Origin of the sequence: Staphylococcus sp. SB1-57 (genome assembly GCF_017086425.1) — a bacterium.
In the GTDB taxonomy this organism is placed as follows: Bacteria; Bacillota; Bacilli; order Staphylococcales; family Staphylococcaceae; genus Staphylococcus; species Staphylococcus warneri_A.
In genome coordinates, this window is sequence record NZ_CP070964.1 from 616,491 (window position 1) to 628,459 (window position 11,969).

14 protein-coding genes are annotated in these 11,969 nt (G+C 32.7%); 10 read left to right on the top strand and 4 right to left on the bottom strand.

Translation table 11 applies throughout. The features are described 5' to 3' along the window. Positions 1-9: 9 nt before the first annotated feature. Genes JX000_RS02885 through JX000_RS02895 form a run of 3 tightly spaced genes read right to left on the bottom strand, consistent with a single transcriptional unit; the run spans position 10 to position 2,301 of the window. Positions 10-693: an amino acid ABC transporter permease gene (locus tag JX000_RS02885; protein WP_002450287.1), complete on the bottom strand. Its 684-nt coding sequence runs from the start codon at positions 691-693 to the stop codon at positions 10-12. A 4-nt stretch (positions 694-697) separates the two neighbouring features. Next, positions 698-1,555: an amino acid ABC transporter substrate-binding protein gene (locus JX000_RS02890; protein WP_145505454.1), complete on the bottom strand. Its 858-nt coding sequence runs from the start codon at positions 1,553-1,555 to the stop codon at positions 698-700. Next, positions 1,552-2,301, bottom strand: coding sequence for an amino acid ABC transporter ATP-binding protein (locus JX000_RS02895; RefSeq protein ID WP_002450289.1), 750 nt, complete (start codon positions 2,299-2,301; stop codon positions 1,552-1,554). Before JX000_RS02895 ends, JX000_RS02890 begins: the two co-directional genes overlap by 4 nt. A 154-nt stretch (positions 2,302-2,455) precedes the next feature. Here JX000_RS02895 and JX000_RS02900 point away from each other — a divergent pair, with 154 nt between their 5' ends. The 5 genes from JX000_RS02900 to JX000_RS02920 all read left to right on the top strand — a co-directional run bounded on the left by JX000_RS02900 (position 2,456) and on the right by JX000_RS02920 (position 7,166). Further along, positions 2,456-3,601 (top strand): acyl-CoA dehydrogenase family protein, encoded by a 1,146-nt coding sequence (locus JX000_RS02900; protein WP_145505450.1) that lies wholly within the window; start codon positions 2,456-2,458, stop codon positions 3,599-3,601. 119 nt (positions 3,602-3,720) lie between these two features. Beyond that, positions 3,721-4,641 carry an ABC transporter substrate-binding protein gene (locus JX000_RS02905; RefSeq protein ID WP_145505447.1) on the top strand — a complete coding sequence of 307 codons (921 nt, stop codon included), beginning with the start codon at positions 3,721-3,723 and terminating at the stop codon, positions 4,639-4,641. A 142-nt stretch (positions 4,642-4,783) separates the two neighbouring features. Continuing rightward, positions 4,784-5,722, top strand: coding sequence for a nucleoside hydrolase (locus JX000_RS02910; protein WP_206140860.1), 939 nt, complete (start codon positions 4,784-4,786; stop codon positions 5,720-5,722). Positions 5,723-5,791: 69 nt separating this feature from the next. Then, positions 5,792-6,340 (top strand): biotin transporter BioY, encoded by a 549-nt coding sequence (locus JX000_RS02915; protein WP_049425423.1) that lies wholly within the window; start codon positions 5,792-5,794, stop codon positions 6,338-6,340. 70 nt (positions 6,341-6,410) lie between these two features. Continuing rightward, positions 6,411-7,166: a GNAT family N-acetyltransferase gene (locus tag JX000_RS02920; protein ID WP_002450294.1), complete on the top strand. Its 756-nt coding sequence runs from the start codon at positions 6,411-6,413 to the stop codon at positions 7,164-7,166. A gap of 22 nt (positions 7,167-7,188) precedes the next feature. On the opposite strand, the gene fdhD is transcribed toward JX000_RS02920, so the two are convergent. Beyond that, the gene (fdhD, locus tag JX000_RS02925; RefSeq protein ID WP_002450295.1) at positions 7,189-7,995 is read right to left on the bottom strand and encodes a formate dehydrogenase accessory sulfurtransferase FdhD; all 807 of its coding nucleotides are present in this window, start codon (positions 7,993-7,995) and stop codon (positions 7,189-7,191) included. A 181-nt stretch (positions 7,996-8,176) separates the two neighbouring features. Here fdhD and modA point away from each other — a divergent pair, with 181 nt between their 5' ends. From modA to JX000_RS02950, 5 genes are all read left to right on the top strand, one after another. Continuing rightward, positions 8,177-8,959: a molybdate ABC transporter substrate-binding protein gene (gene modA / locus JX000_RS02930; RefSeq protein ID WP_002450296.1), complete on the top strand. Its 783-nt coding sequence runs from the start codon at positions 8,177-8,179 to the stop codon at positions 8,957-8,959. A gap of 12 nt (positions 8,960-8,971) precedes the next feature. Beyond that, positions 8,972-9,643, top strand: a complete 672-nt coding sequence (gene modB, locus JX000_RS02935; RefSeq protein ID WP_002450297.1) for a molybdate ABC transporter permease subunit — start codon at positions 8,972-8,974, stop codon at positions 9,641-9,643. Then, positions 9,644-10,249, top strand: coding sequence for an ATP-binding cassette domain-containing protein (locus JX000_RS02940; RefSeq protein ID WP_002450298.1), 606 nt, complete (start codon positions 9,644-9,646; stop codon positions 10,247-10,249). It abuts the gene before it with no gap. 139 nt (positions 10,250-10,388) lie between these two features. After that, positions 10,389-11,393 (top strand): ThiF family adenylyltransferase, encoded by a 1,005-nt coding sequence (locus tag JX000_RS02945; protein WP_002450299.1) that lies wholly within the window; start codon positions 10,389-10,391, stop codon positions 11,391-11,393. 23 nt (positions 11,394-11,416) lie between these two features. Next, positions 11,417-11,920: a MogA/MoaB family molybdenum cofactor biosynthesis protein gene (locus JX000_RS02950; protein ID WP_037551748.1), complete on the top strand. Its 504-nt coding sequence runs from the start codon at positions 11,417-11,419 to the stop codon at positions 11,918-11,920. The last annotated feature ends 49 nt before the right edge of the window (positions 11,921-11,969 follow it).

The window sequence follows — 11,969 nt, forward strand, 5'->3', positions numbered from 1 at the left end:
AATGTCCCCCTAAACTTGATAAGGCTTTTCTGAAATTTTACTGATAATTGTAAATGTTCCCTGAATAATTAATGCAAGTAACCAATAGATAATAGAAATCACAACATATACTTCTAACATACCTAACCCATAATTATTTCCAATAATCAGTTGAACTTGTCCCATCATATCTATAATGCCAATAGTGAAAGCTAATGATGTATCTTTTATGAGTTCAATGATTTGAGTTGTTAAATTGGGTATGCTGTTTCTTAATGCTTGCGGTATAATGATATCCTTTAAGATTCTTGGATAACTTAATCCTACTGAAAGCCCAGCTTCAATTTGACGATAATCTACCGATACATAACCTGCTCGAAATACTTCAGATAAATAGGCTGCACTATGTAGACTGAATGCTAAAATAATAAAAAATAATCGATCGAAATGATTAATATTGATCTGAAATATTAATAGAAATTGAGGTAAGGCAAAGTAAACTAAAAATAATTGAAGAAGAAGTGGTGTACTTCTCATAAATGATTGATAGACTCTTACACATGTTGATAGATAGGGCACTTGCTTTATACGAATCATAGTAAGTATTAAACCTAATATAGTGGCTAATATGAGTGCGCATATTATCATGACTAAAGTAATGGGCAATTGTTGGACAACTTGTTTAAATAAATCTAACCATTGTGTAGCAGACATTTAGCTATTTCACCTCCAATTGATCTTTGTGATGATTGATCTTGTTTAAATCATCGAACACATTGATATCAAAGTATTTTTGAGATAATTGTTGAAGCTTGCCTTCTTTTTTTAATTCACGTGTCGCTTGATCGATATCATCATGTAATTGTTGGTTATCTTTATTGTAAACAATATGAAGCGGTTCTTTTTTAACGATGCCACCAATCTTAACGTCTTCGTGAACTTTGTCTTGAATAGCTTTATATGTATTCCAATTTAGAAACATAGCGTCACGACGTCCATTACCAACCATCTTCAAGTTGTCACCGTTAGAAGGTGATTGAATCGTATCTATATCTATCTTTTTATCATGAGTCTGATTATATTGCTTTAATATTGAAAATAAACCGCCACTCGGAGCCATAGGTGTTAACCTTTTTTGAGTTAAGTCACTGAGTTGATGTATATCATTATTCTTCTTATTAACTGCGAGCATAGGTAGTGCGTAACTATACGGCACATCTTGGTATAAAAACTGCTTCTCTCTTTCAGGCGTTTTAAAGAACCAATTAATGCCCATATCAAACTTTTTAGAACCAATACCTACTAAATTAGATTCTTCTTCGCCAACCTCATATTTAAAATCATACTGCGGTAATTTCTTTTCTAATAGTTTCATATATTCCATATCTAGCCCTATAAAATGATTGTTTTTATCGGTATACAGATAGGGTGGGTTAACTTCAGCTGAAAGTGCGACTTTAACTTCTTTGGGATGTGATTTCGTTGCGTGCTGTGCTTTGTCATTTGAGCATGAATAAAGAAGAGAGACACTTAATATGAGAATGGTTAATATGAAATACATTCTAATATGTTTCAAGTTACATCCTCCTCTGTTTTAATTCGTTGAATAAAACGTTGGATGCGTTCGTTACTTGGTTGGTGTAGTACATCGTTAGGTGTGCCTTGTTTAATTAATTCACCGTTATCAATAAACAAAATTTGATCGGCAATCGCTTGTGCAAAGCTAATTTCATGCGTCACTATAACCATCGTCATACCTTGTTGTGCGATACTTTTGATTAAGTTTAAAATACTTTGAATAGACTCAGGATCTAATGCTGAAGTAGGTTCATCTAATAGTAAGACTTTGGGCTTAAGTGCAAGTGCGCGTACGATGCCTACACGTTGGCTTTGACCTCCGGAAAGTTGAATTGGGTATTTATCCTTATGTGCAATTAAATTAACCATACGCAAATGTTCTTCAGCAATATGTATAGCTTCCTTTTTACTCTTACCTTGGCCATAAATAAGACCTTCAGTTATGTTTTCAAGCACAGTTTTATTTTTAAATAGTTGATAGCTTTGAAAGACCATTGCTGATTGTTGTCTCAGGTGTGAAATATCTTTTTTATTGTGTTGCTCGGCATTGAACTGGCACTCATCAATTGTGATTTGTCCTTTTGAAGGAATAGCAAGAGCATTCAATGTACGGAGTAAAGTGGTCTTCCCAGAACCACTTGGACCTATAATAGCTGTCACTGTTCCCCTTTGCTGTGAAAAATTAATATCTTTAAGCACTTGATTTGAATGGTAAAAATGAGATAAATGTTCTACTTTGATCAAGTTGCTAACCTCCCTTTTTCATTAAAATTAACTTATCACATTAATTCTTATCGGTAAAGTAGGGATTCTGTGATTTCGGTACTTTTAATTAATAATGTCGAGTGTTAAACTAAGAATAATTAAGCTAAAAGTAATACGTTAATGAGGTGAAGAAATGGGACAATCATTATTAGTCCAAACTGAGTTGCAACGAAAATGGATAGAAAAATTTAAATCAGTAGAAGATCAATTTAAATCGTATGTAGAAAACAATGATATTGAATCACGTTTTCCATATGAAAATGTACAATGGCTTATTGATGAAGGATATACATTATTAACCTTACCTAAAGCATATGGTGGTGAGGGTGGAACAATTGAAGATATGGTGATACTACAAACATATTTAGCAAGTATTGACGGTGCAACTGCACTATCTATCGGTTGGCATTTAAGTGTAGTTGGTCAGCTTTATGAACAACAAATGTGGGCACAAGATTTGTTAGATGAATTTGCTGAAGAAGTGAAGAAGGGTGCACTTGTTAATCGTGCAGTGAGTGAAGCAGAAACTGGTAGTCCTACACGAGGTGGTCGTCCTGCTACAAACGCAGTCAAAGTAGATGACGGATATGTCTTAAATGGTGTCAAAACTTTTACATCAATGAGTAAGGCGTTAACACACTTTGTGGTTGGTGCTTATGTAGAAGAACTAGGACAAGTGGGTTTCTTTTTGGTTCCTAGAGACTTTGAAGGCGTAGATATTGCTGATAATTGGAATATGATAGGTATGCGAGCAACTGAAAGTCATGATTTAGTATTAAATGATGTGAAGATACCTGAACAATATTTTGTAGAACATCAACGTAAGCCATCATTGAATGGATGGATATTGCATATTCCAAGTGTATATTTAGGTATTGCTCAAGCAGCAAGAGACTATGCAGTAGATTTTGCAAAAACATATAGTCCTAATAGCATAGATGGAACAATTGCTGAAATTCCGACAGTACAACAAAATCTAGGTAAAATGGAATCACTTTTATTATCTGCAAGACATTTTCTATGGAGTACTGCTCATGGATATCAATTATATGAGAAAGATACGGATATTTGGAATGAGACATCTGCAAGTAAAGTCCTAGTATTAAATCAAGGATTGGAAGTGGTAGATTTAGCAATGAGAATTGTTGGTGCTAAGAGTCTGGAGATGGAGAGACCACTACAAAGATATTATCGTGATATACGAGCAGGACTTCATAATCCACCAATGGAAGATATGGCATATACTAATATTGCTAAAAGTATTACTGGTTTAATGTAAGTTAGGTTGACATTCATTGTAAAATATCAAATTAATTATTATAAAATCTTATTGTAAAACTACATGCAATCTTGTATAATTTTAATGAAATTGATAATCGTTTTCATTAGGAGGAAAATATGAAAAAATTATTATTACCTTTAATAGCGCTCGTGTTGTTATTAGCTGCATGTGGTAACAATTCAGGGAATGGCTCTAAAGAGTCTGATAAAAAGGCAGAAACAAAATCTTACAAAACGGATGACGGGAAAAAAATTGATATTCCTAAAAATCCAAAACGTATTGCTGTTGTTGCACCATCATATGCTGGTGGCGTAAAAAAATTAGGTGGTAACGTCGTAGCAGTAAGTAACCAAGTTGATCAAAGTGATGTTTTAAAAGATAAATTTAAAGGTGTTACTAAAGTTGGTGACGACGATGTTGAGAAAGTTGCCAAAGAAAAACCAGATTTAATTATCGTATTAGATCAAAATAAAAATATAAAAAAATACAAGAAAATTGCAGCAACTGTTCCATTTAACTATGCAAAACACAATTATCTAGAACAACAAGAGGAATTAGGTAAATTACTAGGTAAAGAAGATGCAGTTAAAAAATGGGAAAAAGACTGGAAAAATCAAACTGCTAAAGATGGTAAAGAAATCAAAGATAAAATTGGTAAAGATAAAACTGTAACCATTTTTGATGAATTTGATAAGAAATTATATACTTACGGCGATCATTGGGGCCGTGGTGGCGAAATTCTTTATCAAGCATTTGGTTTGAAAATGCCTAAAGCAGTTGATGATTTAACTAAAAAAGCAGGATTTGCTGAAGTAAAACAAGAAAAAGTTGATAAATACGCTGGCGATTACATTGTTTCAACAAGTGAAGGCAAAGCGACACCAGCTTATGAAAAAACTAATATGTGGAAAAACTTGCCGGCAGTTAAAAATGATAAAGTCATTAAAGTGAAAGCAGAAACATACTGGTACAATGATCCATACAGTTTAGACTTTATGCGTAAAGATTTAAAGAAAAAATTAATGGATACTAAATAATCAATATCAATAAAGATGAAGTTGAGTCATGGTCGATGGCTCAACTTCTTTTTGTTCTTTTGTGTAATCTTTGTAATTATTAGATATAATGAAATAACTCATAATTATAATATGTTTAAATACAATTAAAGGAGAATCATCTATGAAAAAAGTTTATTTTAATCATGATGGTGGCGTCGATGATCTAGTATCATTATTTTTACTTATACATATGGAGAATGTAGAACTAGTAGGAGTTAGTACAATTGGAGCAGATTGTTACTTAGAGCCATCTTTAAGTGCATCTATAAAAATAATTAACCGTTTTTCGAAGCAAAAACTTGATGTTGCACCATCTTATGAAAGAGGCAAAAATCCATTTCCAAAAGATTGGAGAATGCATGCTTTCTTCATGGATGCATTACCTATTTTAAATGAAAAAGTGGCCAGTGCTGAGTCAAAAGAAAACACACTTGAAGCTTATGAAGATATTATAGATAAACTTAAAAAAGCAGAAGATAAGCTCATTCTACTATTTACTGGACCATTAACAGATTTAGCAAAGGCTTTAAAAACTGATCCAACAATCGAAAATAAAATTGAAAAACTTGTTTGGATGGGCGGAACATTTCTAGAAAAAGGGAACGTTGAAGAACCCGAACATGATGGCACTGCAGAATGGAACGCTTTTTGGGATCCAGAAGCAGTTAAAATAGTATTTGATAGTGAAATTAAAATAGACATGGTTGCACTAGAAAGTACAAACCAAGTCCCATTAACTTTAGATGTAAGACAACGTTGGGCTGATGAGCGTCATTTTACAGGTATTGATTTCTTAGGTGTTAGTTATGCAGCAGTCCCACCATTAACTCATTTTGTTACTAATTCAACGTATTTCTTATGGGATGTACTTACGACAGCTTATGTTGGAAATCCAAAATTAACTAAATCAGTAAAACTAAATGTAGATGTAATTGCTCATGGTCCGAGTCAAGGTAGAACTGTTCAAAGTGATAATGGTAGAGAGATTAATATGATCAATTTCGTAGAACGCAATAAGTTCTTTAACTATATAGGCGATTTAGCAAAACGAGCAAAATAATGTAAACTATATATTCACTTAGGTTTACATTAGTGGTATAATCATCTTCATGTAAGGAGGATGAACATATTGAGTACAAAAGATTTAGTATACACAGCACTAATGGCTGCAATCATTTGTGTTTTAGGATTAGTACCTGGGGTTCCGTTACCAATCATGCCAGTTCCAATTGTATTACAAAATATTGGTATATTCTTAGCAGGTATCATTTTAGGTAGAAAATTAGGTACATTAAGCGTAGTTATCTTTTTATTACTAGCTGCAGTAGGATTACCAGTTTTATCTGGTGGACGTGGCGGTATAGGTGCATTTGCTGGTCCATCTGCAGGATTTTTATTCTTATATCCATTTGTTGCTTTCTTTATCGGATGGGTTAGAGATAAATATTTACATAAAATCAATTTTATTATCTTATTCATTGTGACTTTAGTGGTAGGTGTCCTTGCTTTAGATATTTTAGGAACAATCATTATGGGAATCATTACACATATCCCAGTGAAAGAATCTATTAAATTATCGTTAGCATTTATGCCTGGTGACATTATTAAAGCAATCATAGCAAGCTTAGTAGGGGCAACGATATTGAATCATTCTCGATTCAAACAGTTGATTAAATAAAATGACTGTAAGACAATGTTTCATATAAGAAAGATAAACGATTCTAATTATCAACAGGGACGGGATAAGGATGAAACATTTGACGATATCAGACATTTATTTAGAAGGAAATATGCTATCAGAAGATGCACGTAAAACCATTTATTTAACACCGACTGATGCACTGCAATATTCCAATAATACATGGTTATATCATCAGTGTCCGACACAAGTGCAATGGCTAACAGATATTGAAACTCAAAAAGAAATGCATGTTGCACAAGGATCTGACCATTTATCCTTCTATTTCCCAGAAAATGAGTATCTTAATGAAGCTTGGTTTGATTTATTTAAAGAACTAGGATTTAAATTGGGTGTCTTAGAATTTTATCTGATAGAAGGACATGATTTAGCTCAATTAAACAAAAGAAATGACGTCACATTAGTCAAAGTTAATAAGGGGAACTTGCAAGACTATCTTGATATTTATTATCAATTTTCTTTACCATTTGGTAAAAAATATGCGGAACAAAGCGTTAAGAATGTTAAACAAAATTTTAATACTAATAGAGCAACACCAATGATTAGCTATTTAAACGCTCAACCTGTTGGTATTGTAGACATCATTGAAAATAAAAACTCGGTTGAAATAGATGGTTTTGGTGTCTTAGAGGACTACCAAAGAAAGGGTATCGGACAAACGATGCAATCATTTGTAGGTGAACTAGCCGGTGACCGACCAGTGATGTTAGTTGCCGATGGTGAAGATACAGTTAAAGACATGTATTTGAAACAAGGGTATGTATATCGTAGTTTTAGATATCAAGTTTTAAAAGAAAAAATATAACAATAGCTGCTAAAGATTCGACTTATTCGGTAGAATCTTTAGCAGCTTTAATACGTTCAGGGTGGCTATATATATTGAAATTACCATCTCTAATAAAACCTACTGCTGTGATGTTTAAATCATGTGCAAGTTGAATCGCAAGTGTAGTAGGCGCTGACTTAGATAATATAACACCCACGCCAATTTTAGCAGCTTTGATTAAAATTTCTGACGAAATACGACCGCTGAATATTAAAACTTTATTTCTAACAGGTATATGGTTTTGAATACAAAAACCATATAGCTTATCTAGTGCATTATGACGTCCAATATCTTGTCGATGTTCAAAAAATGCATCACCATCACTAATTGCTGCATTATGCAAACCACCTGTTTGTTTGAATATCGTACTTGCACTTTGTAAACGAGTCATCATATTCAGTACTTGTTGAGGTGTGATTGTAATTTTAGAAAGCGATGTCTTAGCAGTAGCGGCATCATTTTGAAAATAAAATTCGCGACTTTTACCACAACATGAAGCAATCATGCGCTTAGTGGAATACTCGAAGCGGTCATTTAGAGACTTTGTTAATTCGACATGGGCAAAGCCTTTGCTATCATCAATTTGAATGGACTTTAATTCATCTTTTTTTAATAAGGCACCTTCAGAAGCTAGAAAGCCCAAAACTAATTCTTCCATATTAGTAGGGCTACAAATAACAGTGGCAAATTCTTCGCCATTTACCATAATAGTTAATGGGAATTCAGTTACATATGTGTCAACACTATGCTGAAGTTGACCATTTTCATACCGTACAATTTTCTGATTAGATGATATATCTCTATTCATACCTATACTCCCTTTATCTCTATAATTAATATATTAAAGGGTTAGTAGCATATTTTAAATCATTATGTTCTATAGATTTAAGAAAAGTTTTAAATTAAAATTGATATCAAATGTTTACACGAAAATGTCATAATAAATTATATATAACTTGAAGTATAATAGAGATTAAGGAGGTTCTATAATGAAATATAAAAGTATTTTTGTAGTGATGTTAATGAGTTTACTTGTGTTAGGAGGATGTTCGAATTCATCTACTGACAATGGTAAAAAAAGTGACAAGGCTGATAATGGTAAGAAACAGGAATTACAAATTTCAGCAGCAGCAAGTTTAACAGATGTAAGTAAAGAATTGAAAAAAGAATTTGAAAAAGAACATAAGGAGGCGAAAGTTGACTTCAACTATGGCGGTTCAGGTGCCTTAAGACAACAAGTTGAATCAGGTGCACCTGTTGATGTCATTATGTCAGCTAATACCAAAGATGTTGATATCTTAAAAAATAAAAAGAAAGCACATAATACATATAATTATGCTAAAAATAACTTAGTACTTATTGGTGAAAAAGACAAAGACTATCATTCTGTTAAAGATTTAAAAGAAAATGATAAATTGGCTTTAGGCCAAATCGAAACAGTACCAGCAGGTAAATATGGTAAACAATATTTAGAAGAAAACAACTTATGGAATACTGTTAAGGACAAAGTCATTTATGCAAAAGATGTTAAACAAGTGTTGAATTATGTACAAAAAGGTAATGCGCAACAAGGATTTGTATATAAAACAGATTTATATAAAAATAAGAAAAAAATTGATAATGTAAAAGAAATTAAACAAGTGAAGCTATCAAAACCAATCACTTATAAAGCGGGAGCTACTTCTGATAAAAAATTAGCTAAAGAATGGATGGACTTCTTAAAAACAGATAAAGCTAAACAAATTATCAAAGACTATCAGTTCTCAGCATAGGAGTTGTCTTTCATGCCTGACTTAACTTCATTCTGGATATCTATCCGTGTAGCAACAATGAGTACGATCATCGTCATGATATTAGGTATCATAGTATCTAAATGGCTATACCATCGTAAAAAGCGATGGGTAAAAATAGTGGAGAGTTTCATCTTATTACCTATCGTCTTACCGCCAACAGTGATGGGGTTTATATTACTTATTGTTTTTTCACCACGAGGAATTATAGGTCAATTCTTCAATAATATATTACATTTGCCAGTAGTATTTACACTAACAGGGGCGGTTATCGCTTCAGTGATAGTAAGTTTTCCGCTTATGTACCAACATACGATTCAAGGCTTTAATAGTATTGATAAACGTATGTTAGATACTGCACGTACAATGGGCGCAAGTGAAAGTAAAATATTTTATCGTATTGTACTTCCGTTATCGAAACGCTATATATTATCTGGTATCGTGATGAGCTTTGCGAGAGCAATTGGAGAATTTGGTGCAACATTAATGGTAGCAGGTTACATTCCTAATAAAACAAATACATTACCATTAGAAATTTATTTCTTAGTAGTTGAAGGTAAAGAAAATCAAGCTTGGCTTTGGGTCTTAGTACTTGTAGCATTCTCTATTGTAGTTATCATGACGATCAATTTAATGAATTATGATAAATTCAGGGAGCGTGATTAAATGTTGAAAATTGACATCTCACACAAGATTAATCAGCGCAATATTGAGATTCATATAAATGATGATGTTCCTAAGATTTATGCTATACAAGGACCATCTGGAATAGGAAAGACTACTATATTAAATATGATTGCGGGTCTGAAAAAAGCGGATCAAGCTGAAATTGAAGTGAATCAACGATTGCTTACTAGTACATCTAAACGAACACAGATGAAAATTCAACAGAGATGTATTGGTTATTTATTTCAAGACTATCAATTATTTCCACATCTAACGGTGGAACAGAATATTACTTTTATGGCACAATATTCCGATCATATCAATTATGTTATGGATACACTTAACATTACACATATAGTTAATCAATATCCTATCACATTATCTGGAGGGGAAGCACAACGTGTAGCATTAGCTCGAGCATTAAGTATTAAACCCGACTTATTACTATTAGACGAACCTTTCTCTAGTTTAGACGACAACACTAAGAGAGAGAGTATGAACCTAGTCCATAAAATTTATGAATTATGGAACATACCAATTATTTTTGTTACACATTCAAATGAAGAGGCACATACGCTTGCTGATGAAATAATAATGATTTCTTAAACTTAACGTAAATCATTTTGGCGAAACTATATTTAGATGATATTCATCATTATAGTTTCGCTTGTTTTATGTATGGTTTTTGTCACTTTGTCCAACAAGTTTTATAATAGAAGCAATACTATTTAAGGGAGATTCAAAGATGGATCAAGAGAGATATTCAAGGCAAATCTTATTTAAACATATTAAAGAAGAAGGACAACATCTTATTGGTCAAAAACATGTCATGGTTGTAGGTATGGGTGCATTGGGAACTCATGTGGCAGAAGGTTTGGTCCGAGCAGGTATTCAACACCTGACAATCGTTGATCGTGATTACATTGAGCTTAGTAATTTACAGAGACAAACCTTGTTCACTGAACACGACGCAAAAGATATGTTACCAAAAGTCATTGCAGCTAAGAAGCATTTAGAAGCGATTCGTCATGATATTGTTATTAATGCTTATGTATCACATGTTGATGCATACTTTTTAGACACCTACACAACGCATATCGATTTAATCATTGATGCAACTGATAACTTTGAAACACGACAACTCATTAATGATATTGCATATCAAAAATGTATACCATGGATATATGGGGGTGTTGTTCAAAGTACATATGCTCAAACAACCTTCATACCTGGCAAGACGCCTTGTTTTAATTGCTTAGTCCCACACTTGCCTTCAATCAATTTGACTTGTGATACAGTCGGAGTTATACAACCTGCTGTAACAATGACAACTAGTTTTCAACTTGTTGATGCTTTAAAAGTTCTAACCAATCAGACCACAGATATCAAATTGAAATATGGTGATATTTGGGAAGGTTACCATCATGCCATTGGTTTTAAAAATATGCAAAATGATACATGTCCGACTTGTGGAAAAACACCTCATTATCCATTCCTGAAGAATAGACAACGTCAATATACAACGTTATGTGGAAGAGATACAGTACAATACAATAATTCGATGATTTCCCAGGAAATGTTAGAAAGATTTTTAAAGACGCATCATATTCAATATAAACAGAATCCATATATGATCGTTTTTTCATTCAATGGTTATCGTATCGTTGCATTTAATGGTGGAAGATTACTTATTCACGGTATGAATAACCCTAATGAAGCTACAAAATTAATTAATCAATTATTTGGTTAATCATTGTTAGGAGGACTTAAATGATGCATACAAATGTAAAATTAGATAGAAATATAGAAGTTGCAGTACTTACAGTTTCAGATACTAGGAATTATGAAACAGATAAGGGAGGTCAACTGATACAAACGCTATTAAAAGACGAGAATGTAAATATCAAAAAGGAAAATTATCAAATTGTAAAAGATGATCAAGAGGCTATCTACAATCAATTACAAACATGGTTACAACAAAAACATATTGATGTCATTATAACAACTGGTGGTACAGGGATTGCGCAAAGAGATGTAACTATTGAAGTTGTGCGACCTTTATTAGACAAAGAAATTGAAGGATTTGGAGAATTGTTTAGGTATTTAAGCTATACAGAAGATGTAGGTACGAGGTCATTATTATCTAGAGCAGTAGCAGGCACACATGATAAAACATTGTTATTTGCGTTGCCTGGATCTACAGGTGCCATTAAATTAGCTATTAACAAGCTTATTAAACCTGAACTTAATCATTTGATACATGAAGTAACGAAATGAAAATAAGTAGGCTGGGACGTAAATTTTAAAATTTAAATCTTATATTGTC

Excerpts from the sequence above, each read along its gene's own strand:
- JX000_RS02885 (WP_002450287.1), bottom strand. The coding sequence starts at position 693 with ATGTCTGCTACACAATGGTTAGATTTATTTAAACAAGTTGTCCAACAA.
- JX000_RS02900 (WP_145505450.1), top strand. The coding sequence starts at position 2,456 with ATGGGACAATCATTATTAGTCCAAACTGAGTTGCAACGAAAATGGATA.
- JX000_RS02905 (WP_145505447.1), top strand. The coding sequence starts at position 3,721 with ATGAAAAAATTATTATTACCTTTAATAGCGCTCGTGTTGTTATTAGCT.
- JX000_RS02910 (WP_206140860.1), top strand. The coding sequence starts at position 4,784 with ATGAAAAAAGTTTATTTTAATCATGATGGTGGCGTCGATGATCTAGTA.
- JX000_RS02920 (WP_002450294.1), top strand. The coding sequence starts at position 6,411 with ATGAAACATTTGACGATATCAGACATTTATTTAGAAGGAAATATGCTA.
- fdhD (WP_002450295.1), bottom strand. The coding sequence starts at position 7,995 with ATGAATAGAGATATATCATCTAATCAGAAAATTGTACGGTATGAAAAT.
- modA (WP_002450296.1), top strand. The coding sequence starts at position 8,177 with ATGAAATATAAAAGTATTTTTGTAGTGATGTTAATGAGTTTACTTGTG.
- modB (WP_002450297.1), top strand. The coding sequence starts at position 8,972 with ATGCCTGACTTAACTTCATTCTGGATATCTATCCGTGTAGCAACAATG.
- JX000_RS02940 (WP_002450298.1), top strand. The coding sequence starts at position 9,644 with ATGTTGAAAATTGACATCTCACACAAGATTAATCAGCGCAATATTGAG.
- JX000_RS02945 (WP_002450299.1), top strand. The coding sequence starts at position 10,389 with ATGGATCAAGAGAGATATTCAAGGCAAATCTTATTTAAACATATTAAA.
- JX000_RS02950 (WP_037551748.1), top strand. The coding sequence starts at position 11,417 with ATGCATACAAATGTAAAATTAGATAGAAATATAGAAGTTGCAGTACTT.